Origin of the sequence: Streptomyces sp. A0592 (assembly GCF_004795115.1) — a bacterium.
Lineage (GTDB): Bacteria > Actinomycetota > Actinomycetes > Streptomycetales > Streptomycetaceae > Streptomyces > Streptomyces erythrochromogenes.
This window is the reverse complement of record NZ_SSBM01000007.1, coordinates 37,227-63,875: the sequence shown is the minus strand read 5'-3', so window position 1 is coordinate 63,875 and position 26,649 is coordinate 37,227. Positions and strand designations below refer to the sequence as shown.

At 71.5% G+C, this 26,649-nt stretch carries 27 protein-coding genes; 19 read left to right on the top strand and 8 right to left on the bottom strand.

Annotation, left to right across the window (positions count from 1 at the left end):
- Positions 1 to 10 precede the first annotated feature (10 nt).
- Positions 11 to 670: a response regulator transcription factor gene (locus E6U81_RS12900; RefSeq protein ID WP_136230236.1), complete on the bottom strand. Its 660-nt coding sequence runs from the start codon at positions 668 to 670 to the stop codon at positions 11 to 13.
- 326 nt (positions 671 to 996) lie between these two features.
- Between E6U81_RS12900 and pdhA the strand changes: the two genes are divergently transcribed.
- From pdhA to E6U81_RS12870, 6 genes are all read left to right on the top strand, one after another.
- Positions 997 to 2,205 carry a pyruvate dehydrogenase (acetyl-transferring) E1 component subunit alpha gene (pdhA, locus tag E6U81_RS12895; RefSeq protein ID WP_136230235.1) on the top strand — a complete coding sequence of 403 codons (1,209 nt, stop codon included), beginning with the start codon at positions 997 to 999 and terminating at the stop codon, positions 2,203 to 2,205.
- Positions 2,205 to 3,185, top strand: coding sequence for an alpha-ketoacid dehydrogenase subunit beta (locus E6U81_RS12890; protein ID WP_136230234.1), 981 nt, complete (start codon positions 2,205 to 2,207; stop codon positions 3,183 to 3,185). The genes pdhA and E6U81_RS12890 overlap by 1 nt, the downstream gene beginning before the upstream one ends.
- A gap of 13 nt (positions 3,186 to 3,198) precedes the next feature.
- On the top strand, positions 3,199 to 4,620 hold the full coding sequence (locus tag E6U81_RS12885) for a dihydrolipoamide acetyltransferase family protein (RefSeq protein ID WP_136230233.1): 1,422 nt from the start codon (positions 3,199 to 3,201) through the stop codon (positions 4,618 to 4,620).
- Positions 4,621 to 4,732: 112 nt separating this feature from the next.
- The gene (locus E6U81_RS12880) at positions 4,733 to 5,668 is read left to right on the top strand and encodes a GNAT family N-acetyltransferase (protein WP_136230232.1); all 936 of its coding nucleotides are present in this window, start codon (positions 4,733 to 4,735) and stop codon (positions 5,666 to 5,668) included.
- A gap of 283 nt (positions 5,669 to 5,951) precedes the next feature.
- Positions 5,952 to 6,716 carry a hypothetical protein gene (locus E6U81_RS12875; protein ID WP_136230231.1) on the top strand — a complete coding sequence of 255 codons (765 nt, stop codon included), beginning with the start codon at positions 5,952 to 5,954 and terminating at the stop codon, positions 6,714 to 6,716.
- Between the two features lie 167 nt (positions 6,717 to 6,883).
- Positions 6,884 to 9,625: a right-handed parallel beta-helix repeat-containing protein gene (locus tag E6U81_RS12870; protein ID WP_168714621.1), complete on the top strand. Its 2,742-nt coding sequence runs from the start codon at positions 6,884 to 6,886 to the stop codon at positions 9,623 to 9,625.
- 79 nt (positions 9,626 to 9,704) lie between these two features.
- On the opposite strand, the gene E6U81_RS12865 is transcribed toward E6U81_RS12870, so the two are convergent.
- Together E6U81_RS12865 and E6U81_RS12860 are read right to left on the bottom strand one after the other, a co-directional pair.
- Entirely contained in the window at positions 9,705 to 10,121 is a 417-nt protein-coding gene (locus tag E6U81_RS12865; protein ID WP_136230229.1) for a PPOX class F420-dependent oxidoreductase, read from the bottom strand.
- 74 nt (positions 10,122 to 10,195) lie between these two features.
- Positions 10,196 to 11,401, bottom strand: a complete 1,206-nt coding sequence (locus E6U81_RS12860; protein WP_136230228.1) for a DUF1266 domain-containing protein — start codon at positions 11,399 to 11,401, stop codon at positions 10,196 to 10,198.
- 104 nt (positions 11,402 to 11,505) lie between these two features.
- Here E6U81_RS12860 and E6U81_RS12855 point away from each other — a divergent pair, with 104 nt between their 5' ends.
- The 3 genes from E6U81_RS12855 (at position 11,506) to E6U81_RS12845 (ending at position 14,210) form a co-directional block, all read left to right on the top strand.
- Positions 11,506 to 11,781 carry a glutaredoxin domain-containing protein gene (locus tag E6U81_RS12855; RefSeq protein WP_136230227.1) on the top strand — a complete coding sequence of 92 codons (276 nt, stop codon included), beginning with the start codon at positions 11,506 to 11,508 and terminating at the stop codon, positions 11,779 to 11,781.
- A 212-nt stretch (positions 11,782 to 11,993) separates the two neighbouring features.
- Entirely contained in the window at positions 11,994 to 13,871 is a 1,878-nt protein-coding gene (locus tag E6U81_RS12850) for a C1 family peptidase (protein ID WP_240803781.1), read from the top strand.
- 15 nt (positions 13,872 to 13,886) lie between these two features.
- Complete coding sequence (locus E6U81_RS12845; protein WP_136230225.1) at positions 13,887 to 14,210, top strand: hypothetical protein; 324 nt, start codon at positions 13,887 to 13,889, stop codon at positions 14,208 to 14,210.
- Here E6U81_RS12845 and E6U81_RS12840 read toward each other — a convergent pair.
- Positions 14,182 to 15,381, bottom strand: a complete 1,200-nt coding sequence (locus tag E6U81_RS12840) for a DUF418 domain-containing protein (RefSeq protein WP_136230224.1) — start codon at positions 15,379 to 15,381, stop codon at positions 14,182 to 14,184. The genes E6U81_RS12845 and E6U81_RS12840 overlap by 29 nt on opposite strands.
- 218 nt (positions 15,382 to 15,599) lie before the next feature.
- On the opposite strand from E6U81_RS12840, the gene E6U81_RS12835 reads away from it, so the two are divergent.
- The gene (locus E6U81_RS12835; RefSeq protein WP_136230223.1) at positions 15,600 to 16,250 is read left to right on the top strand and encodes a GntR family transcriptional regulator; all 651 of its coding nucleotides are present in this window, start codon (positions 15,600 to 15,602) and stop codon (positions 16,248 to 16,250) included.
- A 44-nt stretch (positions 16,251 to 16,294) separates the two neighbouring features.
- A complete protein-coding gene (locus tag E6U81_RS12830; RefSeq protein WP_206309923.1) occupies positions 16,295 to 17,683 on the top strand; it encodes an MFS transporter in 1,389 nt (462 codons plus the stop codon).
- Positions 17,684 to 17,750: 67 nt separating this feature from the next.
- Here E6U81_RS12830 and E6U81_RS12825 read toward each other — a convergent pair whose 3' ends face one another.
- Positions 17,751 to 18,581 (bottom strand): maleylpyruvate isomerase family mycothiol-dependent enzyme, encoded by an 831-nt coding sequence (locus E6U81_RS12825; protein ID WP_136230222.1) that lies wholly within the window; start codon positions 18,579 to 18,581, stop codon positions 17,751 to 17,753.
- Between the two features lie 163 nt (positions 18,582 to 18,744).
- On the opposite strand from E6U81_RS12825, the gene E6U81_RS12820 reads away from it, so the two are divergent.
- Complete coding sequence (locus tag E6U81_RS12820; RefSeq protein ID WP_031155846.1) at positions 18,745 to 19,524, top strand: carbon-nitrogen family hydrolase; 780 nt, start codon at positions 18,745 to 18,747, stop codon at positions 19,522 to 19,524.
- A gap of 3 nt (positions 19,525 to 19,527) precedes the next feature.
- Here the strand turns inward: E6U81_RS12820 and E6U81_RS12815 are convergent, their stop codons facing one another.
- On the bottom strand, positions 19,528 to 19,890 hold the full coding sequence (locus E6U81_RS12815; RefSeq protein ID WP_136230221.1) for a hypothetical protein: 363 nt from the start codon (positions 19,888 to 19,890) through the stop codon (positions 19,528 to 19,530).
- A 127-nt stretch (positions 19,891 to 20,017) separates the two neighbouring features.
- Complete coding sequence (locus tag E6U81_RS12810) at positions 20,018 to 20,521, bottom strand: LURP-one-related family protein (protein WP_136230220.1); 504 nt, start codon at positions 20,519 to 20,521, stop codon at positions 20,018 to 20,020.
- 32 nt (positions 20,522 to 20,553) lie between these two features.
- Here E6U81_RS12810 and E6U81_RS12805 point away from each other — a divergent pair, with 32 nt between their 5' ends.
- Both E6U81_RS12805 and E6U81_RS12800 read left to right on the top strand, forming a co-directional pair.
- On the top strand, positions 20,554 to 21,354 hold the full coding sequence (locus tag E6U81_RS12805; RefSeq protein ID WP_136230219.1) for a hypothetical protein: 801 nt from the start codon (positions 20,554 to 20,556) through the stop codon (positions 21,352 to 21,354).
- 28 nt (positions 21,355 to 21,382) lie between these two features.
- Entirely contained in the window at positions 21,383 to 21,916 is a 534-nt protein-coding gene (locus E6U81_RS12800) for a DUF4240 domain-containing protein (protein ID WP_136230218.1), read from the top strand.
- A 21-nt stretch (positions 21,917 to 21,937) separates the two neighbouring features.
- Here the strand turns inward: E6U81_RS12800 and E6U81_RS12795 are convergent, their stop codons facing one another.
- Complete coding sequence (locus E6U81_RS12795; RefSeq protein ID WP_136230217.1) at positions 21,938 to 22,492, bottom strand: Uma2 family endonuclease; 555 nt, start codon at positions 22,490 to 22,492, stop codon at positions 21,938 to 21,940.
- A gap of 116 nt (positions 22,493 to 22,608) precedes the next feature.
- Between E6U81_RS12795 and E6U81_RS39780 the strand changes: the two genes are divergently transcribed.
- The 5 genes from E6U81_RS39780 (at position 22,609) to E6U81_RS12775 (ending at position 26,474) form a co-directional block, all read left to right on the top strand.
- The gene (locus E6U81_RS39780) at positions 22,609 to 22,770 is read left to right on the top strand and encodes a hypothetical protein (RefSeq protein ID WP_168714618.1); all 162 of its coding nucleotides are present in this window, start codon (positions 22,609 to 22,611) and stop codon (positions 22,768 to 22,770) included.
- 42 nt (positions 22,771 to 22,812) lie between these two features.
- Positions 22,813 to 24,360, top strand: a complete 1,548-nt coding sequence (locus tag E6U81_RS12790) for a recombinase family protein (RefSeq protein WP_136230216.1) — start codon at positions 22,813 to 22,815, stop codon at positions 24,358 to 24,360.
- Between the two features lie 481 nt (positions 24,361 to 24,841).
- Complete coding sequence (locus E6U81_RS12785) at positions 24,842 to 25,114, top strand: hypothetical protein (protein ID WP_136230400.1); 273 nt, start codon at positions 24,842 to 24,844, stop codon at positions 25,112 to 25,114.
- On the top strand, positions 25,095 to 25,613 hold the full coding sequence (locus E6U81_RS12780; RefSeq protein WP_168714620.1) for a DUF6879 family protein: 519 nt from the start codon (positions 25,095 to 25,097) through the stop codon (positions 25,611 to 25,613). The genes E6U81_RS12785 and E6U81_RS12780 overlap by 20 nt, the downstream gene beginning before the upstream one ends.
- A 12-nt stretch (positions 25,614 to 25,625) precedes the next feature.
- A complete protein-coding gene (locus tag E6U81_RS12775; RefSeq protein ID WP_136230215.1) occupies positions 25,626 to 26,474 on the top strand; it encodes a helix-turn-helix transcriptional regulator in 849 nt (282 codons plus the stop codon).
- Positions 26,475 to 26,649 lie beyond the last annotated feature (175 nt).

The following is a 26,649-nucleotide window of genomic DNA, read 5'->3' as shown; positions in this document are numbered from 1 at the left end:
TCGCTACGGCTCAGCGCTTCTCGGCCTGGAGGCGGGCCACGTAGGCGGCGGCCTGGGAGCGGCGCTCCATGCCCAGCTTGGACAGCAGGCTGGAGACGTAGTTCTTGATGGTCTTCTCGGCCAGGTGCAGGCGCTCGCCGATGACGCGGTTGGTCAGGCCCTCGCCGATCAGGTCGAGGATCTTGCGCTCCTGCTCGGTGAGGTTGGCGAGGCGGTCGTCGCCCTTGCCGCCCTTGCCGTCGCGCAGCCGCTCCAGCACGCGGGCGGTGGCCACCGGGTCCAGCAGCGACTTGCCGGCGGCGACGTCACGCACGGCGCTGAGCAGCTCGTTCCCGCGGATCGCCTTGAGTACGTAGCCCGAGGCGCCGGCCATGATCGCGTCGAAGAGGGCCTCGTCGTCCGCGAACGAGGTCAGCATCAGGCACTTGACGTCCTCGTTCCGGGAGCGCACCTCGCGGCACACCTCCACCCCGCTGCCGTCCGGCAGGCGGACGTCGAGGACGGCCACGTCGGGCCGGGTGGCGGGGATGCGGACCAGTGCGTCGGCGGCCGTACCGGCCTCGCCGACGATCTCGATGTCCTCCTCGACCGACAGCAGCTCGTGGACGCCCCGACGGACCACTTCGTGGTCGTCCAGGAGGAATACCTTGATTTTTCCGTCTTCGCGCACGAAGTCAGTTTCACACACTCACCTCTTCCCTGCCGGAGTTACCCGGGATAACGTGCCGTTGTTCCCGGCCCCTGCAAGGCTGTGACCAGTGGTTGTTCCCGTCGCTGCGGATTTACTTGGAAATCCAAGCAAAAACGCAGGTCAAACGGGGTTTCGCAGTTATGCGGCGCACTGGGTAACGTGCATTGCGCAGGGCACTCGCCGGGACGCCTGTCACGCCTGAATCCCGTACGCGACGCGCACCCACCCCGTGCGCTCGTTACGGATGCAGGTGAGCCGCACTGGACCCCGGAGAACCCGGGTGCCGGACCGACGGAGGAGCACAAGTGACCGTGGAGAGCACTGCCGCGCGCAAGCCGCGACGCAGCAGCGGCACCAAGCGGGCGGCAGGCGCGGCGAGCGCCGCCAAGCCCGCCGCTGCCACCGCTAGGACGCAGGACGCCGAACCTCAGCTCGTACAGCTGCTGACGCCCGAAGGGGACCGGGTCGACAACGCGGAAAACGCGGAGTTCGCATCCTTCGTCGCAGACATCACCACCGAGGACCTGCGCGGCCTGTACCGCGACATGGTCATGACCCGCCGCTTCGACGGTGAGGCGACCGCCCTGCAGCGCCAGGGCGAGCTGGGCCTGTGGGCCTCGCTCCTCGGCCAGGAGGCCGCGCAGATCGGCTCCGGCCGGGCGCTGAACGACGCGGACTACGTCTTCCCGACCTACCGCGAGCACGGCGTGGCCTGGTGCCGCGGGGTCGACCCGACGAACCTGCTCGGCATGTTCCGCGGCGTGAACCACGGCGGCTGGGACCCGAACCTCAACAACTTCCACCTCTACACGATCGTCATCGGCTCGCAGACGCTCCACGCGACCGGATACGCGATGGGCGTGGCCAAGGACGGCGCGGACGCGGCCGTGATCGCCTACTTCGGCGACGGCGCGTCCAGCCAGGGCGACGTGATGGAGGCCTTCAACTTCTCCGCGGTCTACAACTCCCCCGTGGTGTTCTTCTGCCAGAACAACCAGTGGGCGATCTCCGAGCCGACCGAGCGCCAGATGCGCGTGCCGCTCTACCAGCGCGCGCAGGGCTTCGGCTTCCCCGGCGTCCGCGTCGACGGCAACGACGTCCTGGCCTGCCTGGCCGTGACCCGCTGGGCCCTGGACCGGGCGCGCCGCGGCGAGGGCCCGACCCTGGTCGAGGCGTTCACGTACCGCATGGGCGCGCACACCACCTCCGACGACCCGACCAAGTACCGCCGGGACGAGGAGCGGGCCGCCTGGGAGTCCAAGGACCCCATCCAGCGCCTGAAGGCCCACCTGCTGGCCAGCGGCGGCGCCGACGAGGCGTTCTTCGAGGAGCTGGAGGCCGAGAGCGAGGCCATGGGCAAGCGCGTGCGCGAGGCCGTGCGCGCCATGCCCGACCCGGACACCATGGCGATCTTCGAGAACGTCTACGCGGACGGGCACGCGCTCGTCGACGAGGAGCGCGCGCAGTTCGCCGCCTACCTCGCGTCCTTCGAGTCGGCCGAGGAGGGTCACTGATGGCTGTCGAGAAGATGTCGATCGCTAAGGCGCTCAACGAGTCGCTGCGCAAGGCCCTGGAGCAGGACCCGAAGGTCCTGATCATGGGTGAGGACGTCGGCAAGCTGGGCGGTGTCTTCCGGATCACCGACGGCCTGCAGAAGGACTTCGGCGAGGAGCGGGTCATCGACACCCCGCTCGCCGAGTCGGGCATCGTCGGCACCGCCATCGGCCTGGCCCTGCGCGGGTACCGGCCGGTCGTGGAGATCCAGTTCGACGGTTTCGTGTTCCCCGCGTACGACCAGATCGTCACGCAGCTCGCGAAGATGCACGCACGCGCCCTGGGCAAGATCAAGATGCCCGTCGTGGTGCGCATCCCGTACGGCGGCGCCATCGGCGCGGTCGAGCACCACTCGGAGTCCCCCGAGACGCTGTTCGCGCACGTCCCGGGTCTGAAGGTGGTCTCCCCGTCGAACGCGAGCGACGCCTACTGGATGCTCCAGCAGGCGATCCTCAGCGACGACCCGGTGATCTTCTTCGAGCCGAAGCGCCGCTACTGGGACAAGGGCGAGGTCGACACCGAGGCCATCCCGGGCGAGCTGCACAAGTCCCGGGTGGTGCGCGAGGGCTCCGACCTCACCCTGGCCGCCTACGGCCCGATGGTGAAGGTCTGCCTGGAGGCGGCGGCCGCGGCCGCCGAGGAGGGCAAGTCGGTCGAGGTCCTGGACCTGCGCTCGATGTCCCCGGTCGACTTCGACGGGATCCAGGCGTCGGTGGAGAAGACCCGCCGGCTCGTGGTCGTCCACGAGGCGCCGGTCTTCCTCGGCGTGGGCTCGGAGATCGCCGCCCGCATCACGGAGCGGTGCTTCTACCACCTGGAGGCGCCGGTACTGCGCGTGGGCGGCTTCCACGCCCCGTACCCGCCGGCCCGCCTGGAGGACGAGTACCTGCCGGGCCTGGACCGGGTGCTCGACGCCGTCGACCGCTCGCTGGCGTACTGAGGAGCCACGTTCCATGACCATCCGCGAATTCAAGATGCCCGACGTGGGCGAGGGCCTCACCGAGGCCGAGATCCTCAAGTGGTACGTCCAGCCGGGTGACACCGTCACCGACGGCCAGGTCGTCTGCGAGGTCGAAACGGCCAAGGCCGCCGTCGAGCTGCCGATCCCGTTCGACGGCGTCGTGCACGCTCTCCTCTTCGAGGAGGGCACCACGGTCGATGTCGGCCAGGTGATCATCTCGGTGCAGACCGGCTCCGGCGAGGCCGCCGAGGCCCCGGCCCAGGAGATCCCCGCCCCCGCCGAGGCCGAGGAGGCCGCCCCGGCGGCCCGCCAGCCCGTGCTCGTCGGCTACGGCGTCGCCGAGTCCTCCACCAAGCGCCGGCCGCGCAAGGCCCCGGCGCCCGCCGTTGCCGCGCAGAACGGCACCACGGCCCCGGCGGCGGCCCCCGCCGCCCCCGCCGCCCCGGTGGCGCCCGCGGTCCCGGCGCAGCCGACCGGTGAGCGTCCGCTGGCCAAGCCGCCGGTGCGCAAGCTCGCCAAGGACCTCGGCATCGACCTGGCCTCGGTGGTCCCGACCGGTGACGGCGGAGTCGTGACCCGGGAGGACGTCCACGCGGCGGCCGCCGCGGCGATCGCCCCGCAGGCCGTGCCCGCGGCCGCGGCTCCCGCTGCCGCCCCGGCCCCGGCGGCCGAGGCCGTCGCGGTGTCCGCCGCCCCGGCGGCCGACCCGTCGGCGCGCGAGACCCGTATCCCGGTCAAGGGCGTCCGCAAGGTCACCGCCCAGGCCATGGTCGGCTCGGCCTTCACCGCCCCGCACGTCACCGAGTTCATCACCTTCGACGTGACGCGCACGATGAAGCTGGTCCAGGAGCTCAAGGCCGACCCGGACCTCGCGGGCTTGCGGATCAACCCGCTGCTCCTGATCGCCAAGGCCGTCCTGGTGGCCATCCGCCGCAACCCGGACGTCAACGCGTCCTGGGACGAGGCGGCCCAGGAGATCGTGCTCAAGCACTACGTCAACCTGGGCATCGCGGCGGCCACGCCCCGCGGGCTGATCGTCCCGAACATCAAGGACGCCCACGCCAAGACCCTGGGCGAGCTGTCGGAGTCCCTGTCCTCGCTGGTCGCCACGGCCCGCGACGGCAAGACCTCCCCGGCCGACATGCAGAACGGCACGATCACCATCACCAACGTCGGCGTCTTCGGCGTCGACACCGGTACGCCCATCCTGAACCCCGGCGAGTCCGCGATCCTCGCGGTCGGCGCGATCAAGCTCCAGCCGTGGGTCCACAAGGGCAAGGTCAAGCCGCGTCAGGTCACCACCCTGGCGCTGTCCTTCGACCACCGCCTCATCGACGGCGAGCTCGGCTCCAAGTTCCTCGCCGACATCGCGGCGGTCCTGGAACACCCCCGCCGGCTGATCACCTGGTCGTAGCGGACACGAGCACGCAGCCGACGGCCGGTCTCCCCCCGAGGAGGCCGGCCGTCGGCCGTTCCCGGGCCCGAATTCCCTGGTCGGCCGGCAGGCACCGTGTGATCATCGGCGGATGCTCTTTCGCGCTGCCACCGCAGACCCCGCACACCTGGACCGCGCCGTCGCCCACCCCGCCGACGGCCCCGTCCCCGCCCTGACCGGCGAGAAGATCCGCGAGGAGCTCGCCGGCAACCGGATACGCCCCGAGTGGATCTGGACCGCGGAGGACGAGGACGGGGAGATCCTGGCCCGCGCCCTGTGGTGGGGCCGGGCCGACAGCGAGCAGCCGATCGCGCTCGACTGCCTCCAGGTGCGGGCCGGCGTGGCCGACCCCGCCGCGGTCGCCGCCGGGCTGCTGGACGCCGGTCACGCCGCTTTCGGGGGGCTCCCGGGTTACAACGTCTCCCTGCCCCGCGGCTGGCGGGCCGACCCCGAGCTGGCCGCGGCGGTCGCCTGGCGCCGGGAGGCCGCGTACCGGACCGGCCTGACCCGCGAGATCGAGCGCCTGCGCTACGAGTGGACCCCGGCCGCCGGGACGGCCGGGCCCACCGGCCGCCTCGTCTTCCGCGAGGGCACCGACGAGGAGATGCTGGACGCCTTCGTCCGGCTCTCCCGGGGCAGCCTCGACCTGGCCACGCGGCACGAACTGGAGCTGATGGACGCCGAGCAGCTGGCCCGCGAGGACTTCGACTTCTACCTCGACTGCCCCGGCGAGCGCTCCTGGTGGCGCCTGGCCCACCTGCCCGACGGCCGCCTCGCCGGTCTGGCCGTGCCCTCGGCGACCCCGTACCACCGCAACGTCGGCTACCTGGGCGTCGTACCGGAGCAGCGCGGCCGGGGCCTGATCGACGAGATCCTCGCCGAGATCACCCGCTTCCACGCGGCGCAGGGCGCCGAGCGCATCACCGCGACCACGGACACCGTGAACCTGCCGATGGCCGCGGCCTTCGACCGCGCCGGCTACGAGGTCACCGAGATCCGCCTCGTGCTGGAAGCCCCGGCGCGGTGAACTGGGCCGACCTCGTCCACGGCCCGCCGGCCCTCGCGCCGTACCAGCACGAGGTGCCCGAGCCGACGGGCGTCCGGCTGCGGTCGGTGCACGCGGACGGCCGGGGCTCGGGCGTCGTGCTGCGACTGGACCTGCCGCGGTTCCCCGACCGGTGGGACGGCGGGCCCGGGGTTCTCGGCCGCCGCCTCCGCCGTCACCCGCACCCGCGTGTACCTCCAGGGCTCCGTGTGAGCACGGCCCCCACCCCCGGCAGGTAACCTGCCGCCCGGGGAAGGGGGCCGGGGTGTCCATCGCCGAACTGCAGGTCTACTCCGTCGAGGAGGCCGACGTCACCGGTGGCGTGTGCGTGGTCCGCTGCATCGGCGGCGTGGCCCGTGCCGGGCAGGTCTACGCCGTGGGCGCGTCGCGGATGGGGCTGCGCCACATCGAGCGGTACGGACGGCCCGTCGGCTCCTTCGACGCCGGGCAGACCGCGAAGGTCCACTTCAGCGGCGCCATGGTCGCGCTGCTCTCCCGGGGACAGGTGCTGACCTCGGTGCCGCCCGACGGGCACTCGCTGGAGGACCTGGAGGCCTGGCTGGCCACCGATCCGCCGCTGGGGGACGAACCCCATCCGCGGACCCTGCGCGTGCTCGCCGGCGTCCGGATGCGCGACGACCGGCTGCCGGACGGGATCCGGCTGCGCTGGGGCCGGGTGGCGCTGGCCGCCACCCACCGCTGCGCGGCGGCCGAAGGCACGCCGGAGCTGGTCGCGGCGCCCGAACTGGCCTGCGTACGAGGCTACTTGATCCAGCAGTTCGGCCCGGACCGCGGCGGCGACCCGGTGGCCCTGTGCCGGGACCTGCTCGCGCTGATCGACCTGACCCCGGCCCAGGCGGCGGCGCAGGGCCGCGTCTGGCGCGACCTCCCCCACCACCGCATCCGCCACCTGCGCCGCATCAAGAACCTGATCGCATGGCTGACGGCGGTCCGCCCCCACCTCCCGGACGACGCCCCGCCGGCGGCCTCGGTCGACGCGTGGACCCGGGTCGGACCCCTGCTGCCGTAGGTGCACGGACCGGGGGTGACATCGGCTGCCCCACCGTGGATGATGACCGCAGTCTTCGCAGGTCCGCGTGCGCCCGGCTGCCACTGGGGGACAAGGCTTTTATCCAGTCGTGCGGCGCCGCGCCCTTGCGTGACTCCCCGTCTCCTCTTTCTGAAGGATTCCTTCTGGTGCGTCCCATACGCGTGGCGACCCTGCTCACCGCAGGCCTCGTCACTCTTCTCGGAGTCCCGGGCGCCGCTGCAGCGGCCGAGACCCCCTCCGACCTCTACGTGAACCACACGGCCGACGCCCACTGCAGCGACGCCGGTGCCGGTACGCAGGCGGTGCCGTTCTGCACGATCGGGGCGGCAGCCCGGATCGTCGCGCCGGGCCAGACCGTGCGGATCGCGCCGAGTGATCGCTACGACGGGTACGACGAGAACCTCACCCTCGACCGCTCGGGGGAGCCCGGCAAGCCGATCTCCTTCGTCGGTGACGGGGTGCTCCTGGGCTGGGACAACAGCCTGGCCGTCAAGGGCGCCTCCCACGTGGTGGTCCGCGGCCTGCAGATCGACAGCAACCTCCGGGTCAGCGGCTCCACCGACGTGGAGCTGGACCGGATGCACATCTCGACGACCGGCTTCAGCGTCACGGTGTCGGACGGCAGCAAGGACGTCCGCGTCACCCGCAGCACCCTGAGCGCGGTCCGGATCGAGGGCGGTTCACAGCGCACCGTGGTCGGCCGCAACGAGATCGCCGGCCGCCGCGACGAGGTGAGCGCCTCGGTACAGGACGCTCCCGGCACCGCCGTCACGAACAACACCATCCACGGTGACTGCGGTTCGCGCGTCGCGGTCGACGGGAACTCCGCCGGATCCGCCGTCTTCAACAACGTGATCCACGCGGCCTCCCGGACGTCATGCGCCGACAACCAGCCGCGGGCGGCGACGCTGGCCGTGTCACCGGACGCGGCCCCGGGCGTCCGGGCCGACTCCAACCTGATCACCCACGACCACACGGGCCAGGTCCCGGCCTACAGGTGGGCGGGCACCGCCTACACGACCGCCGCGGCGTTCCAGGCCGCGACGGGCCAGGGCGCACACGACCTCCTGACCCCGCCCGGTACGGACGTCGACTCCTGGACCACCTCACCGGCCATCGACTCCGGTGACCCGACGGCGCCCGGCGTGCTTCCCACCGACATCGCGCAGCGCCCGGTCGCGGACGACCCGAGCATCGCGAACACCGGCAAGGACGGCGGGTACATCGACCGGGGTGCACGCGAGACCCAGGACCGGCTGCTGGGCGTCCGGCTGGACCTCGACCAGCCCTGGGCGCCGGCCGGTACGACGGTCAGGGCGACGGCCGTGCCGGACGCCCGGTGGCCCGCCGGACTGACCTACCACTTCGACTTCGGCGACGGGACGGCCCCCGTCGTCACCAAGGCGGTCACCGCCGAGCACGTCTTCACGACGCCGTGCGCGTGCGACGTGAAGCTGATGGCGGTCAACGGCATCGGCGAGAAGGTCTTCGACAGCTGGTCGGCCAAGGTCACCTCCCCCTCTCCGCTGACGGCGCGTTTCACGGCCCGGCCGGAGCTGCCGAACTCGACCAGCCCGATCGGGGGACGGGGTCCCCTCGCCGTTTCCGTCAGCAGCGGCGACACCGTGGCGCCGTGGCCCGTGGACAGCTTCGATGTGGACTTCGGTGACGGCAGGAGCGAGCACCGCAGCGGCCTGAGCGGCGTGGACCACGAATACGACCGTCCGGGCGACTACAAGATCACCCTCACCGTCCGGGACGTCAAGGGCGCCACGTCCTCGGCGACCCAGAACGTACGGGTGGACTACGCACCGTCCGGTTACGTGGCCGTCGAGCCCTTCCGCGTGCTGGACACCCGCACCACCGGCACTCCCGTTCACAGCAACTACGAGCACCGCGTGGTCCTGCCGGTCGGCACGACCGTGCCGGGGCACGCCCTGTCGGCCGGAATGGCCTCGGTGGTCCTCAACGTGACCCTCACCGACGCCACCCAGGACGGCCACCTCACCGTGTGGCCGAGCGGGCAGTCGCGCCCCGCCACCTCCAGCCTGAACATCAAGGCGGGCGGCACCTCGTCCAACACCGTGACGGTCCCCGTGGGCCCCGACGGCACGGTGCACGCCCAGCTCAACACCGGCCGGGCCGCGCTCATCGTCGACTTCGTGGGGTACTACCAGCCGAACGCCGGGCAGAGGTTCAGCCCCGTCGCTCCGACCCGGCTCGCGGACACCCGTACCGCGGGCGGCGCGCTGGGTGCCGGCAAGTCCCGGACGGTCAAGGTCGCGGGCGTGCACGGCATCCCGGCGGACGCGACCGCCGTCGCCGTGAACCTGACGAGCACGGGCGCCACGGAGAACACCCACGTGATCGCCCACCCGGATCCGGCGAAGCGGCCCACCACCTCGAACCTGAACCCGGAGCCGGGCAGGGACAAGTCCAACCAGGCGATCCTCCCGGTCGGCCCCGACGGGACGGTCACGCTCTACAACAACGCCGGCTCCACGCACCTGATCGTGGACGCGGTGGGCTACTACGGCAAGGACGGCAAGGCCCTCTTCACCCCGGTCGTGCCCAAGCGCCTCGCCGACACCCGCACCGCCGGCAAGCTCGCCCCGGGCGCCACGACCACCGTGTCCGGCCTCCCGGCGGGCGCCGTGGGCGCGGTGCTCAACCTGACGGCTACCGAGACCACCGCCGCGGGCTTCCTGACCGCGTACGGCTTCGGCTCCGCCCGGCCGGAGGCCAGCAGCCTCAGCACCCTGCCCGGGCTGACCGTTCCCAACCACGTGACGACCCCGGTCGGGGACGGCAAGGTCAGCATCGGCAACAGCTGGGGCGGCCCGAACCACGTGATCACGGACCTGCTCGGCTACTTCAGCCAGGGCTAGTCCGCGCACCCGTCCCACCCGGAGCCCCGGTCCCGCGTCGCATCGCGGGGGCGGGGCTCCGGGCCGTTCCGGGGCGGTGTCAGCCCTGCCGGGCGGCGTTGCCGAGGACCTTGGTCGGGGTGATGCGGACGACGACGCGGACGTCCTCGGGCGGGGCGTCCGCGTACTCCTTGCCGGCGCCCGGGCCCATGTACTCCTCGGCGATGCGGACGGCCACCGCGCGGCCCACGTCCTCGGTGACGGTGGCGGTGCCGCGGATCTCGGCGTAGAGGAAGGGGTTGGCCAGGTCGAAGACGGTCAGGCCGACCCGGCCGTCGCGGACGATGTTGCGCTCCTTGCGGCGGCCCTGCTCGGTGGAGATGAGCAGGTCGGCGCCGTCGCGGGTCACCCAGATCACGGAACTCTGCGGGCTCCCGTCGGGGTTGATGGTCGACAGGACGGCGGGGTGCGGCGCGTCGAGCAGCCCGCGCACCGTTTCGTTCAGCTCAACAGTCATGGAGCCGAGGCTAGTTGCGGGCCGCCGCGCGGCGCGGGCGGATGCCGGCCGGGCCGGCGACTACCCGAGGTCGGTCACTTCCAGGGGATGTTGCGCCAGGGGCTGGCGGGGTCGGTGGTCAGCGTGACGTGGGCGGCGAGGGCACCGGTGTACCAGGTGCCGAACTCCTCCTCGTCGAAGTGCAGGCACCGGCCGAGGACGTACCCGGCCGAGAACTCCTCCCACGAGCGGTACGTCTGGCGGGCCGCCTCCCCGGCGCGCAGTACGGCCTTCTCCGCCTCGTGCAGGGTGCCGTAGCGGCAGCCGATGCCCCAGCGGGCCATCTGGGAGGCGCGGCCGAGGTCCCAGGCCTCGACGGAGCGGACCCAGCCGTCCTCGGGCAGCAGCCCGTCGGCCCGGAAGCGCTGTTCGTAGCGGGCTATCCGGCCTATCAGGCGCTTGACGCCGGCTATCTCCCCCTCGACCTCGGCGGTCGGGCGCGGCCGGGCGACGGTGACCCCGTCGGGGGTGAGCTGCGGCTCGGCGGAGCGTTCGGCGTTGCGGCGCATGCTCGCCTCGGCGGCGTGCCGCCAGTGCTCGACGTCCACGGGTCCCGCGAAGTCGGAGGCGAGGACGCGGCGGACGCGGAGCGCGAACTCCCATACGGGGCTGACCACCGTGGTGCTCAGCAGCTGTTCGAGGGTGGCGAGCCAGTCGGCCCGGTCGGTGATGCCCCAGCTCTTCGCGACGCGGCGGCGCTCGTGCTGGTAGCCGCTGCCGTGGTAGGCGAGGGCGTTCCAGAAATCGCCGTTGCTGACGGCGAGATGGCTGCCGACGGCGAGGCCGTGCGCGATGTCCCCGTGCAGGGGACCGCCGGTGAACAGGGCGTGGACCTTGAGCTCGGGCAGGCCGTAGAAGGGCGCGGCGTCCGCGTGTGCGCGCCAGCGGGCCAGGTCGGCGGGGGTGGTGGTGAGGTAGGCCTCGACGGGCGAGCCCGGGTTCACGGCGAGGAAGGCGGGGTCGTCGGCTGCCCACACCTTGGAGAACCAGCCCAGGCTCCGGGACTCGAAGACCGTCTCGGGGGTGGGCACGGGCAGCATGCCGGCGGTGTGGACGACGAGCATCCGGTCCGGGGTGGGGTGGAAGAAGATCGAGTCGGGATGGGCGTCCGACTGCACGCGGGGCTGCACCAGGTAGAGCTGGGCGCGTGCGAGCACGTCGAAGTACGCGGCCCAGTCGCCCGCGTTCTTGGCCTCGTACAGCTCTCTCTCGATGACGCTCGGCGCGATCCAGGTGCCCATACGGGGACCTTATACGGACCCCTCACCGGCCCGGCCGGCCCGTTCCGCCTTCCCGCGGGTACTGTCGTCCGGGCAGGTGGGACACAGGCCAAGGGGGTTGGGGCATGCGGCGGTTCGGCTTCACGGGGTCCGGCGGCGACGCGGCCGTCACCGTGTACTGGCGGCCGGGGTGCGTCTTCTGCATCAAGCTCCGTACACAGCTCCGGGCGGCCCGGATCCCGTACCGGAAGGTCGACATCTGGCGGGACCCCGACGCGGCGGCCTTCGTCCGCGGGGTGGCCGACGCCAACGAGACGGTCCCGACGGTGGTCGTCGCCGGCCACCCGCCGATGGTGAACCCGTCCCTGGCCCAGGTCCGGCAGGCCCTCACCGACCGGTGACCCGCCCAACAGCGTTCGCAACCCCAACGCTGCTCCGAACCCGCCGCCCGTGAGGTGGGGCCGGGCGGGGGCTTCGGCACGCCCCCCTCGTGCCACCGCGCGACCGTGCGGACCCCCTTGACGGGCTCCGGCGGCGGAGGGACGCTCCCCGGATCTCGGATCCGAACGGTTGCAGCTGGGGGGCCGCCATGCCGCAGGAGTCTGTTCAATCGGTGGGGGAGCTGCGTGCGCAGCTGATCGCGCGGGGGGCGCGCTGGTCGGTCCTGGAGCACCTGGCCGACGACGAGCCGGTACCGCGGCCCTCGCTCGGCCTGGAACCCGGGGCGAACCTCACGTCCGCCGCCGACGCGGGCACGATCGACCTGCGGGAGATCGTCGGGCACGCCAGCGGCAACCCGCACCTGACCCGGCGCCGGGCCGCGCACGGGCTGCTGCCCGGGGCGGCCGGGCGGGACCAGGTCGCCGGGGCCCGGCCGGCCGCCGTGGACTGGCGCAACCGCTGGGGCCGGCCCTGGATCACCAAGGTCAAGGACCAGAACCCGTGCGGCTCCTGCTGGGCCTTCGGCGCCGCCGGCCTGGTGGAGTCCATGGCCCGCATCGAGCACGACGTGTGGGCCGAGCGTTCCGAGGGGGACGTCCACGACGGCCTGCGCTTCAGCTGCGGGCAGGGCAGCAACCCGGAGACCGCCCTCGACTGGATCAAGGCCAACGGTGGTCTCGCCGACCCGGACTGCTGGCCGTACAGCACCCCTCCCGCCGGTCTGCCGGCCGCCCGCCGCGACGCCTGGCGCGCCGAGTACACGCCCAGCTGGGACCGGTCCGGCCGGACCGTCCGGATCTCCGACTACGTCCGGCTCGGCGACGTCGAGCAGCAGAAGGTGTGGCTGGACACCGTCGGCCCGCTGACCGCCTGCTTCGACGTCTACGACGACTTCTTCGGCCTCGGCTCCGGGGTCTACCACCGCACCAGCGACCGGCTGGCGGGCGGCCACTGCGTGCTGGTCGTCGGCTACGACGACGCGGCCGGCTGCTGGCTGTTCAAGAACTCCTGGGGCACCGGCTACCACGTCGGCGGCTACGGCCGGATCGCCTACGGCGAGGTCGACATCGACCACTGGGCCAAGTGCGGGCTGCGCGGGACCAACCCCGACCCGTGGACCAAGCGCCGCCTGCACACCGGGAACATCTACGAGAGCGGCAACGGCCGCGCGCACCGCAACTTCGAGCTCCTGGCGACCACCACGGGCGCCAGACTCCAGCACTGGTGGCGCGAGGGCGACGCGCCCTTCGCCTGGGCCCGCGCGGGCGTCTTCGCCGGCGACGCCTCCGGCCAGCCGGCCTTCACCGGGACCACCTACAACCGCAACATGGAGTCCCTGCACGTGACCACGGGCGGCCGGCTGCGCCACTGGTACTACGAGCAGTCCGCGGCGGTGTGGCGCGACGGCGGCGTCTTCGGCCCGGGGGACGCGGCCGTCGGCTCCACCCCGGCGTTCATCCAGAGCGACTACGGCAAGCCCGGCAACTTCGAGGTGGTCGTCCGCACCGCCGACGGCCGCCTGAACCACTGGTGGCGGATCAACGGCGCCCCCTGGACCTGGAACGACGGCGGCCGCTTCGCCTCCGGCATCGCCCACTACGGCCCGGCCCTCGTCCAGACCCGCTCCCGCCACCTCGACCTGGTCGCCGCCCGCACCGACGGCCGCATGCAGCTGTGGTGGCGCGACGACCCCGACGGTTTCGCCTGGCGGGCCGGTGAGGTCTTCGGCAGCGGTAGGCCGGCCACGTCCGCGCCCTGCCTGATCGAGGGCCAGTACGGGGCCGCCGACGAGGACACCGCCGGGAACTACGAACTGTGCGTGGCGGTGGCCGGCGGGCAGGTGGAGCACTGGTGGCGCGGCAACGCGGGCGGTTCCCCCTGGCAGCTCGGCGCGGTCTTCGGCCACGACGTCGCCTCGGTCACCGGGATGCTCCAGGGCAGCTTCGGGTTCAATCTGGAAGTCGTCGTCCTGCGCACCGACCGCCGCCTCCAGCACTGGTGGCGCGACGGCGCGGGCTGGCACGAAGGGCCGGTGATCGGCCCCGTCTGAGAGGACCGTGCGGGCGTGGAGGTACGCAGTGTCGTGCTGAGCCCCGGAGAGCCGTACGAGCTGCGGCTCACCGGGCGGGGGGCGCGCGGGTACGTGTGGACCTGGCAGGTCACGGGGGACGCGGACGTGGTGTCGGTGGCGCCGGGGCCGACCGCCCGGGGCGCCGCGCAACCGGGGGCGGCGGTGGAGCTGAGCTACGTTGTCAGCGCCCGGCCCCCGGGCGGGGGCCGGGCCAGGATCCGCTTCGCACAGGTCCGGCCGCCCTACCCGGACGAGGCCCCGTACGACGAGTTCGTGCTGGACGTGGAGGTCAGGCCGGGGAGCGGCGGCGCGGGCTGAGCACCGCGTGCTGGAGGGCCTCCAGCGGGCCCCGGTCGAAACGGCTCAGCCACAGCCGCGACCCGGCGGCCAGGACCACGCCCACGCCCGCCCACAGGCCCATCACCCACCAGGGGCCGCCGCCGGCCAGCCGGTGGGCGAGGCCCAGCCCGATGCCGTAGCAGAGCAGCATGCAGAGCACGTTCTGGGCGACGTAGCAGGACAGGGCGGTCCGGCCGACGCAGCCGAGGGAGCGGGTCACGGCCCGGGGGATCCACATCCGGTCCAGGGCGATGCCGATCAGGCCGATGTAGCCGAGGGCGAGCAGGGGTGCCGCTCCGTAGCGTCCCAGGACGAAGAAGTCCCCGCCGCCGAGGGTGGCCGCGGCGTTCAGCGGCAGCCCGAGGCCCAGCCCCCAGGCGGCCAGCCGGTTGCGGATGCGGCGGCCTTCGGCGGTGGCGGTGAACGCGCCCGCGCGGTGGAGCCGTACGCCGAGGAGGAAGAGGAACACCAGCAGCCCGAAGGAGAAGACGGGCTCGATGCGCAACGCCCCGATGTTCTCCAGGCGGAAGGCGATCTGGGCGCCGTAGCCGCCGTGGGCGTACAGCGCGACGGCGGCCGGGTCGGGCCCGTCCGGTCCCTCCGGCGAGGTGTCCGACGCGCTCATCGAGGCCAGGGTCACCAGCGCGACCAGTGCCAGGTGCACGCCGCCGGCCGTCCACAGGGCCACGCGCCGCACCTTCTCCGAGCGGGCCAGCAGCCAGGCGACGAGCAGCGCGGTCACGGCGTACCCCATCAGCACGTCCCAGGCGAAGACGAGGACGAAGTGGACGGTGCCCTCGACGAAGAGGAAGGCGGCGCGCTTCGGATAGCGGCCGGGCCACGGTTCGCCGCGGCGGGCGGCCGAGTCGAACTGGATGGCCAGGCCGACCCCGAACAGGACCGTGAGCAGGGCCAGGAACTTGCCGTCCGCGAGGAAGCGGAAGACGGTTTCGGCGATGTTGGCGGCGGAGGGGTCGGTGAGTGCGTCGGGCACCTTCATCCCGCCCTGGAGCACGCTCCACTCCGAGCCGGGGGAGGCGAAGATCCAGACGTTGGTCATGAGCGTGCCGAGGATGGCGGCGCCGCGCAGGACGTCCAGCAGGGGGAGCCGGGTGGTCGTGCGGACCACCGGGGCGAGGGTGTCGGCCATGACTCCAGGCTCCCGGCGCGGGCAGCCGGGTACGTCCTGCGGGTGGACGAAGGCGGGGTACATCCTTCGGTGCAGGCGGGCGGCGGTCGAGGTCGGAGAAGGCCGGGGTCCGTCTCCTGCCAGGGGCCGATGCCCGGCCAGGGGGCCGATGCCGTGGCGCGGGTCCACATCCCGGACGGTGCCGCGGGTTGCACCCCTGTTGTATCTATGCTGTGCGCATGCCAGCCGCCACCAGCACCGAGACCGCCGCCGAACGCGTCTACCGGCACGTCAAGCACGGTGTGCTCGACCGGCGCTACGAGGGCGGCACCCTCCTCACCGAGGGCGAACTCGCCGAGGCGGTCGGGGTGTCCCGGACCCCGGTCCGCGAGGCCCTGCTGCGCCTGGAGACCGAGGGGCTGCTGAAGCTGTACCCGAAGAAGGGCGCGCTGGTCCTGCCGGTCTCCGCGCAGGAGATCAACGACGTCCTCGAAACCCGCCTGCTGGTCGAGGAGTTCACCGTACGCAGGGCCGTGCCGGCCCCGGCCGGCCTGCTGGACCGGCTCGAAGCGCTGCTCGGCGAACAGCGCCGGCACGCCGCGGCGGGGGACCTCGCCGCGATGATGGCGGCGGACCGGGGCTTCCACGCCGAGATCGTGCGCAGCGCCGGGAACCAGATCCTGTGCCGGCTCTACGACCAACTCCGCGACCGGCAGCTGCGGATGGGCGTGGCCCTGCTGCACGCCCACCCCGAGCGGCTGGAGCGGACGCTGGCCGAGCACGCCGAGATCCTGGACGCGCTGCGGGCCGGTGACGCCGGGGCGGCTGCCGCGGCGGTGCGCGGGCACATCGGCCGGGTCGAGTCGCTGGTGCGGGGGCCGGGTCTGTGAGCGCCGGCCGGCCGGGTCCGACCCCGCCGACGGCGGTGGCCGCGGTGGCCCGGGGCGCCGGTCCCGAGGACCCGCCGGGCGGCCGGAAGGCCGTCGCCGTCTGGTGCATCGGCGTCGCCGTCTACTTCGTGGCGGTGATCTTCCGTACCAGCCTGGGCGTGGCCGGCCTCGAAGCGGCGGACCGCTTCCACGTGGGCGCCTCGGCCCTGTCCACCTTCTCCCTGCTCCAGCTCCTCGTCTACGCGGGCATGCAGGTCCCCGTCGGCCTGATGGTGGACCGGCTCGGCACCAAGAAGGTGCTGACCCTGGGCGCGGTGCTCTTCACCGCGGGGCAGCTCGGCTTCGCGCTCGCCCCCTCGTACGAGACCGCCCTCGCCGCCCGGGCACTGCTGGGCTGCGGCGACGCGATGACCTTCATCTCCGTGCTGCGGCTCGGCACCCGCTGGTTCCCGGCCCGGCGCGGGCCGCTGATGGCGCAGCTGGCCGGGTTGGTCGGCATGGCGGGCAACCTCGTCTCCACGCTCGTGCTCGCGCCCGTGCTGCACGGGGTCGGCTGGACCGCGGCCTTCGCCGGCAGTGCGGCGGCCGGGCTGGTGGTCCTGGTGCCGCTGGCGCTGTTCCTGCGCGACCACCCGGAGGGGCACGAGCCGCCGCCGGCGGCGCGCACCGGCGGCGGCTCGGGCTTCGTGCGCCGCCAGATCAAGGAGTCCTGGAGCGAACCGGGCACCCGGCTCGGCCTGTGGGTGCACTTCACCACGCAGTTCCCCGCGATGGTGTTCCTGCTGCTGTGGGGCATGCCCTTCCTGATCGAGGCGCAGGGGCTGACGCGCGGCACCGCGGGCGGGCTGCTGACGCTGGTCGTCGCCTCGAACATGGCGCTCGGGCTGGTCTACGGCCAGATCATCGGCCGCCGCCAGTCCTCGCGGATACCGCTCGCCCTGGGGACGGTGGGCGTGACGGCCCTGCTGTGGGGGGCGGTCCTCGCGTACCCGGGCGGGCACGCACCGATGTGGCTGCTGATCACCCTGTGCCTGGTGCTGGGCGGCTGCGGCCCGGCGTCGATGATCGGCTTCGACTTCGCCCGCCCGGCCAACCCGGCCGAGCGCCAGGGCACCGCCTCCGGGATCACCAACATGGGCGGTTTCATCGCCTCGATGACGACCCTGCTGACGGTGGGCGTCCTGTTGGACGCCACCGGCGACGACTACCGCATCGCCTTCTCGACGGTCTTCGTGCTCGAAGCGCTCGGCGTCAGCCGCATCCTGAGCCTGCGCCGCCGCGCACTGTCCCGCGAAGCGGACCGCCGCCGCGTCACCGTCCCCGCGCAGGCGACCGCACCGGCGACGGTGCAGGAGCCCGGGCCGGATGCGGAACCGCGGCCGCGGTCCACCGCGTGTCCCCTGCCGGAATCAGCAGGGCGTGAGACTCCGTAGGCCGCTGCCGCCGTCTGCTGAGCGGTCCGCCGCCCGGCCAGGCCCACGCGGTCACGCGGTCACGGGGTCACGGGGTCACGGAGAACTGCGTCAGGATGGCCTCCGCCAGCTGCGCGTCGCCCTCCACCTTCACCCGGTCGGCGACCGTGTGCGCCCGCACCCGGCCCGCCGCGAGCCGCACGTACGTCTCCCAGTCCAGGGTCAGCGTCACCGCCGGACCGAGCGAGGGGGACTTGTCCACCGTGCCACGGCCGTCCGCGTCCACCCGAACCGTCCGCATGAACTCCAGCTGTCCGTGCACGTCGATCACCACCGCCGAGTTCGCCGGGGCCCCCGCCCGCTTCGCCACCACCTTCGGCAGCCCGGCCAGCAGGATGTCCCGCGCCACGTACGCGCCCGGCGAGTCCCAGTTCCCCGGCGCCCCCAGGGCCCACCGCAGGTCCTGCTCGTGGATCCACACGTCGAACGCCCGCAGCCGCAGAGCCTGTTCCAGGGTCACCTGGTCGCCCAGCGGACCGCGCACCATCGTGTCCGGGTCCCGCTTCTCGTTGCGCAGCTGCCGCGCACGGCGGATGACGGTGTACTCCAGCTCCGAGGTCATCTCCGGCGCGGTGTGGTGGCGCCGTACGTCGACCTGCACCTCCATGTACCGGCTGAACTCGTCCACCACGTGCCGCAGGTCCCGAGCCACGGTGTGGATCGGCCGGGGGTCCCCGAGCTGCTCGCACTCGATGCCGATGATGTGGGAGACGACGTCGCGGACCGACCAGCCCGGGCACGGCGTCGCCCGGTTCCACTCGCCCTCCGCCAGGGGGAGGACCAGCTCGGATATCGCCTCGATCGAGTGCGTCCACGCGTCGGCATAGGGCTGAAGACTGGGATGCGGATGGACGGTCAACGGGACCCCTCGCGGTGCTGTTCAGTGGCGTCGTGCAGTGGCGCGTTTCGGATGCAGTGGACTCAGTTTCCAAAACTACGCTGCCTGTGAGCACCCCGGCAGTGCTTTCGTGTGACGATTCGTAGGCCCGAGTTGACGGCTTGAACGCCAGGACGGTGGTAATGTGCGCGCCTCGCTGATCCAAATCGCAGTGAACGAGGGCGAGTCGGTGTCTTCCCGACGTGCCCGCGTGGCCGATCTCGTACGGGAACAGGACGAGTCCGATCTCGTCGTGCTGCCCGAGCTGTGGACGGTCGGCGCCTTCGCCTACGAGCAGTTCGAGACCGAGGCCGAGCCGCTGGACGGGCCGACCTACGAGGTCATGGCCAAGGCGGCGCGCGACGCCGGGGTCTGGCTGCACGCGGGCTCGGTCGTGGAGCGCGCGGGCGACGGCTCCCTCTACAACACCGCGCTGGTCCTCTCCCCGGCCGGCGAGCTGGCCGCCACCTACCGCAAGATCCACCGCTTCGGCTTCGACCAGGGCGAGGCGGTCCTCATGTCCGCCGGCGACTCCCTGACCACGGTGGAGCTGCCGGAACAGACGCTCGGCATCGCCACCTGCTACGACCTGCGCTTCCCGGAACTGTTCCGCGGCCTGGTCGACGCCGGGGCCACCACGATGATCGTCGCTGCGGGCTGGCCCGCGCGCCGCCGCTCCCACTGGACCCTGCTGAGCCGGGCGCGCGCCGTGGAAGACCAGTCGTACGTCCTGGCGTGCGGCCTGGCCGGCACGCACGCGGGAGTGGAGCAGGCCGGACACAGCCTGGTCGTGGACCCGTGGGGCGAGGTGCTGGCCGAGGCGGGCCCGGGCGAGGAGGTCCTCACGGTGGACCTGGACCCGGCCAAGGTCGCCGACACCCGCGCGCAGTTCCCGGCGCTCAAGGACCGCCGCCTGGGCCGCTGACGGTCAGCCGGTCAGGGTCCAGAACCAGAGCGCGAGGGCGGCCGGGACTGGGCAGGCGACGGCGCCGAGGACCAGCATCCGCGTGGACGCGGCCATTGCGCGGAGACGGGACGTGCGGGCCAGGGCGATGAGCGCGCCCGCCCCCGCCGGGATCAGCAGGAGCGGCACGACCGCGCCCGCGGCGGGCTCCCCGGCCGCGGCGGTCCAGAGCAGCACGATGCAGGCGAGGCCGCCGATCAAGGAGACCGAGAGGGCGGTGACCACCCACAGCAGGGCGGCGAGCACGACGGCGACCGGCCGTTCCCTGCGCGGGGGCTGTGCGGGCTGCCACGGACCGTAGAGGGCCGCGTGGGTGCTGGGGTTCACCGTGAGTTCCTTCCGCCGTGCCGGGCTGGCCGTGGTCTGTCGGACGTACACGATCCTCGCCGCCGGCCCGCCACCGCGGCATGAGCGCGGATGCTCATTCCCCCGCAGGCCGCGTACTCACTTCCGCTCAGTCCGGGAGGGCGTCCTCCCGCTCCTTCTCCGCCATCCGGATCACGCACACCGCGACCGCGACCAGCAGCGCCGCGTCCGCGTCCTCCCGGACCACGTCCACCGCGTACGTCTCCCGCACCCGGTACCACTGCCGGGAGACCAGCGCGAGCAGCTCCCCGTCGTACTCGACCTTGAACTCCCGGTCCAGGATCCGCCCGCTCACGTCGAGCTCCGTGCCCTCGACCAGCGTCACGCGGAAGTGGTTGCGCAGCAGCGAGAAGCGCTTCCTGCGGATCACCGCGAGCCGCTGCTCGTCCCGCTCCAGGGTCATCGCATCGCGGAAACCGAAGAGCTTCTCCCGCAGGGTGATCAGGATCCGGCCGTCCGGGTCCTTCAGCTCCAGCGTGTCCCGGAACCGCAGCGCCTTCCCGTCGACGAGGAAGGCGTGCCGCCCGTCCTCGTCCTCGATCCAGTAGTCGTCCCCGATGGCCAGCATTTTGTCCCGAACGAGGTATTTCATGCGCTGATCAGTGCCCGCGATAGGTTTCCCTCATGCCACTCCTCTATGTGACCGACCTGGCGTACCCCGCACGCGGCCGCCGCTACTGCGACGAGGACATATTCCTCACCTCGCGCCTGCGCGAGCACTTCGATCTGGCCCTGTGCCACCCCGCCGACGCCCGCGCCCTGATGCCCGGCTTCGACGCCGTGATCGTCCGCAACAGCGGCCCGGTCCTGCACTACCAGGAGGAGTACGACGCCTTCCGCGCCGCCGCCCTGGCCGCCGGTACGCCCGTCTACAACCCCCTGACCGGCCGCGCCGACATGGCCGGCAAGCAATACCTCCTCGACCTCACCGCCGCCGGCTACCCGGTCATCCCGACCGTCGACGACCCGGCCCGGCTCGCGGAGCTGCCGCAGGTGCCCGAGTACGTGGTCAAGCCGAAGCAGGGCGCCGACTCCATCGGCCTCACCTTCACCGCGGCACCGGCCGGCGAGGCCGGGGCCGTGCTGATCCAGCCGCGCATCGACTTCGCGTACGAGGTGTCCTTCTACTTCGTCGACGACACCTTCCAGTACGCGCTCCACGCCCCGGATCCGGCCCGCCGCTGGGAGCTGAGCGTCTACGAACCGACCGGGGAGGACCTGGCCTTCGCCCGCGCCTTCGTAGAGTGGAACACCCTCTCCCACGGCATCCAGCGCGTGGACGCCTGCCGGGCGCCCTCCGGCGAACTGCTCCTCGTCGAGCTGGAGGACCTCAACCCGTACCTGTCCCTGGACCTGCTCCCGGCGGCCGTCCAGGACGCCTTCGTCACCGCGCTCACCGGATCACTCCGCTCCTTCCTCGGCTGATGTCAGTGCCGGGTGCCAGGCTCGTCCCATGGACAAGCAGACGTTCTGGCAGTTGATCGAGACGGCCCGCGAGGGCGAGGGCGAAGACGGGGACGTGGTGGCGCAGCGGGCCGCGGAGCTGCTCGCGGCGCGTCCGCAGGCGGAGGTGGCCGCGGCCCAGCAGGTGCTGTGGGACCTGCTCGCCGAGTCCTACCGCAGCCCGCTCTGGGCCGCGGCCTACATGATCAACGGCGGCTGCTCGGACGACGGCTTCGACTACTTCCGGGGCTGGCTCCTCACCCAGGGCCGGGCCGTCTTCGACGCCGCCCTGGCCGACCCGGACTCCCTCGCGGAGCACCCCGCGGTCCGCGAGGCGGCGGCCGAGGGCCTGGAACTGTGGGACGAGGCGGCCCTCTCGATCGCCTGGAGCGCGTACAGGAGCGCCACCGGCCGCGAGCTCCCGGCCGACTCCTTCACGATCAGCTACCCGCCGCTGGACCCGTCCTGGGACTTCGACTTCGACGACGCGGCCGAACTGGCCACCCGCCTGCCCCGCCTGAGCGCCCTGTTCGACGACGCGTAGCGATACGGCGGCTGCGACTGCTCAGAGCCCACCGGTGTCGAGGTCGATCCCGAACGGCTCCGGCAGCCGCACGACCGTCCCGAACGGATGCGGGCCGTCCACCTTGGTGTACCCAAGGCTCCCGGGCTCGGCGAACACGGTGACGGACCGCTCCAGCCGGTCGACGAGCAGGTAGAGCGGCGCCCCGTACTCGGCGTACCGCCTGCGCTTCACGACCCGGTCGGTCTCGGCATTGGACTTGGACGTGATCTCCACGATCAGCAGGGTCTGATCGGGCAGCAGTGCACCCCCGCCCTGGGCGAGATCTTCCGGCACCACGGCGATGTCCGGGACGTACCAGTTGGCCGAACCGGGCAGATCCAGGTTGCCGGAGCCCTCGACGCAGCCGAGATCGTCCACCCTCGCTGCGATCTGGCGACGTACGAGTTTCGCCGCCCGCTCGTGGTCCCAGCTCGGCGTCACGTTGGTGATGACCCCTTCGACGATCTCAGTGCGGTCTCCGCTGTGGTGCTGGATGGCGTACTTCAGCGCCCGTTCGGGATCGATGCCCTCGCTGTAGTCGTGCGCGGTGGTCATGCCGGAAGCCTCCTTCGCCGCCCGTCGCCAGGCTCCCACACACCCGTTCGTTGCGACCGTGTGGCGGCGGGCGGTCACCCGTGGGGGTGGGGGGAGAGGAGTGGCAAGCTTGAAGGATGAACGATGCTGTCCCGGCGCCCACCCCCGCGCCCGCACCCCGCAAGCGTGCCCGTGTCCGTGCCCCCGAGCTGATCGGCAAGGGCGGCTGGCTCAACACCGGCGGGAAGGACCTGACCCTCGCCGACCTGCGGGGACGTATCACCATTCTCGATTTCTGAAAATCGACAACGAACCACCGAACTCTTCTTCACACTGAGTGTGTGCACCAAGACACGATCTGTGACCTGTACCTCCGCCTGTCTCTTGACCGGGACGGCAAGACCGCAATCGAACGGCAGGAAGCCGACTGCCGTGCCTGGGCCGAACACAACGGACTGACCGTCCGCAAGGTCCACATAGACAGAGGGCGCTCCGGATACAAGACCGTTGAGCGCAAGGGCTTCGACGCCGCGCTGGCGTCCGTGACGGCAGGCGTTGTCGGCACGCTGATCGTCTGGAAACTGGACCGCCTGTCCCGCAAGGGCATCGGCCAGGTCGGCAAGGTGCTGGACGACATCGAGAAGGCCGGCTGCCGTCTCGTATCAGTCGTGGACGGTCTCGACACCTCGAACGACTCGGCGCGCATGGTCGTGGCGATGCTCGCCGAGTTCGCCCGGTCCGAGTCGAAGAATCTCGGCACGCGTGTCGGGCACGCGAAGCGCTACCTCCGCAGCAAGGGGCAGTGGATCGGCGGTCAGCCTCCGTACGGGCTGCTCATCGACCCGAAGAGCAAGAAGCTCGTCCACGACCCGGAGCACGCCGTCTACGCCCGGCTGATCGCGGATGAAGCGCTTGCCGGCACATCGTTGGTCAAGATCGCCCGACTCCTCAACGAGTACGAGATCCTCTCGCCCAGGGGCGGGCAGTGGAACGCGGCCAGCATCATGCAGCTCCTGCGCTCTCCTGCGCTCGCCGGCCTGATGCCGGAGACTGAGACCGTCGAGACAGACGACGGTGAGCGGAAGTACACGGGCAGGGTCTTTCCGTACCGCGATCCCGAGACTCTGGACACCGTCGAGATCGGCGAGGGGATCATCACGGTCGGAGAGCGTGAACAGATCATCCGCACCTTGGAATCCAGGACGTTCGTGCACGCAGGAAAGCGGCGGCCGAAGCCCGAGGGAACGGCGCTGCTCACGGGACTCGTCTTCTGTGCGGTTCCTGGCTGCGGTCGCCGGATGCACCGTGTGGGAGGCAGCTACCAGTGCATGGCTCGCCGCGCGGGCAATCAGTGCATCGGAGCGTCGGCGCTGGCTGAGGCGGTTGACCAGTACGTGACGGAACAGTTCCTCACCAAGCTCCCAGCGCTCGAACCGGACGACCCGCTGCTTGTCGCGATCGCAGATCGCTGGGTGCACCGTGTAGACCCGGAGACCTTCGCGAAACGTGATGCGCTTACTGCTGAGATCCAGGATGAGGAAGCCCGCCTCGCCGACCTGGAGGACGCGCGATACGTGCGCGGTGAGTTCAGTGGCCCCGCAGCCGTGGAGCGCTACAACCGGCTTGCAGAGCGCCTGAGGGGGCGCATCGAAGGGCTTGGCACCGATCTTCGTAAGCTGCCCATGCCGTCTGTGGACGTGTCACCGATGCTCGACGGACTCATCCTGCGTGAGGCGTGGGCTGAGGCGACGAACGAAGACCGGCGCGGCAGGTTGTCACTCGCCATAGACCGGGTTGAAGTGACCAAGGGAGTGCGCGGACAGCGGATCATCCCTGAGCAACGCATCCAGATCCATTGGGCGGAGCTGCGTACCGACAGCGCCACCTGAGCACCGGCGTAACCCCTCCAGCTGCCGGCAGCGGACACGCGTGACGAAGCGACGAAATGATGCTCTCCCCCGGTTACCTCTTATAGAAGTGTTGTTGTTTCCATGAGTGGATCAGAACTAATCGTCATTCCGTCACTTCGTCACCCGGGATGTCCAAAGTTCAGGCGCAGCCCTCACCGCGACCCCGGCCCCAGCTCGGAAAATGCGCCCTGGGTGCGGCTCCGTTTTTGGACTGCCGACGCTTGCGGCCACTGGGAAAGGGCCTCTTTGAGACCTTGGGAACGCCCCCGTTAAGGGTTCGATAGGCTGTGCGAAGGGTTGCTGGAGCCCCCGGTGGCTGCCCGTGCTGGGTGGCTGTCGGGGGCTTCGTCGTACCCGCGCCGTGAACCAACAAGCTTGTCCTGACGCCCTCTTGCGCCGGTCAGCCACAGGAGTGAGGCTCGTGCACGTTCGTGCAACCGACTCGACACCTGGAGTGATCGTGAACCTAAGGTTCCTCGGCATCATCCCGAACACGCCGACCGACGAGTCCCCGACGATCTGGCTTGATGAGGAGACCAATGACCTGCTGATCCAGTCGTACAAAGCGACGTCGGAAGAGGTGAAGGCCTGCCAGGAGATTGGCTCGATCCCCGGGCACTCCACGGACGTGCCGGACCACGAGACGATCATCAGGCTCCCTGCGGTGATGCTGAAGTACATCCCGCGCCCGGACGAGAACGGAGAAGCCGGAAGTGCAGCCACCCGCGCGTAACGCACTGGCCCGCGCGCAGCACTCGGCCGTGCATCTTGAGTTGCGTGACAGCTACATGCTCGATGACCCGGAGTTCCTTGCCTGGCAGCAGGGTAAACGGCTGGACCCGGCTGATCGGTCGTCGTGGTGGGGCGGCTGGCACGACGCGGTGAGTGCTGCCACGGCGCGCGGAGTGGCGGTCCGCCGGGTCCGCATCGTGTCCGAGCCGATCAGTGACTACGTGCGCTATGAGTACGACTGCACCTTCACCAATCTCGCTGCGGGTGAGATGGTCCGGTGGCTGCCCCGCCGGCAGACGACGGACTTGGCGTTGCCAGGTACGGACTTCTGGGTCTTCGACGGCAGCCAAGCGCTCTTCCACCACTTCACCGGAGAGGGCCAGTTGGACGAAGACGGGCGGGAGTACACCGACGATCCTGCGCGGGTCCACCTGTGCACCACGGCGTTCGAGGCCGTCTGGCAACGCGCCATCCCGCACGAGGAGTACAAGCCGCGCTGACCGGTCACCACCATGGCTGTCTCTCCCTCTTCGAGTGCTCAGCAGGCCCGGCAGGCGCTGGCGAACCGACTCGCTGAGCTATGCCGGGACTCCGGCCTGAACGGGCGCGATCTCGCCCGGCTCTGCGGATGGCACCCGTCCAAGTCATCCCGGATCATGAACGCCCGTACGCCTCCGTCCGCCGACGACATCCGGGCTTGGTGCCGCGCGTGCGGGGCCGAAGGGCAGACGGACGACCTGATCGCCTCGCTGCGAACGGTCGAAGGCATGTGGGTCGGGTGGCGGCGCATGGAGCGCACTGGGCTCAAGCAGGCCCAGGAAGCCCGTCTCCCGCTCTTCGAGCGAACCCGCCGGTTCCGCGCCTACTCCTCGTGGTTCGTTCCGGGCCTGATCCAGACCTACGGCTACACGGAAGCCGTCTTGCGTGCCGTTCAGCGGAGGCGGGTCGAGGTCGATGACGTGGCCGATGCCGTCGCCGTGCGCATGGAGCGTCAGCGCGTCCTCTACGAGGGCGACCGCCGGTTCGCGTTCCTGGTTGAGGAGTCGGTCTTGCGTAACGGTCTCGGTGGGCCGGACGTCCAAGAGGAACAGCTCAGCCACCTGCTCACGGTCGGCTCCCTGCCCAGCGTCAGCCTGGGCGTGGTGCCCACGCGGACCGATCGGTCTCGGATGCCGGCGGAAGGGTTCTGGATCTTCGACACGGCACAGGTCAACGTCGAGCTGGTCTCCGGCTACCTCACGCTGACCCAGCCGAGCGAGGTTGCCGCGTACGCGGACACGTTCACCGAACTGGCCGAGATGGCCGTCCATGGGGCGAAGGCCCGCGCGCTGATCACCAGCGCCATTCAGACGCTCAGGTGACGACCGTGCAACCTCATGCAATCTTCTGGGAGTCGCAGCCCGCCGTTCCTAGCGTGGTCGCTACACGACGAAACGAGGAGCGGGGCCGTGAAGACGATCACGTACGCGCAACCCACGGTAGAGCTGCCGTTGAGAGCAGCCCCGGACCCCGTACCGGCGGCTGGCTGCGGGGTCT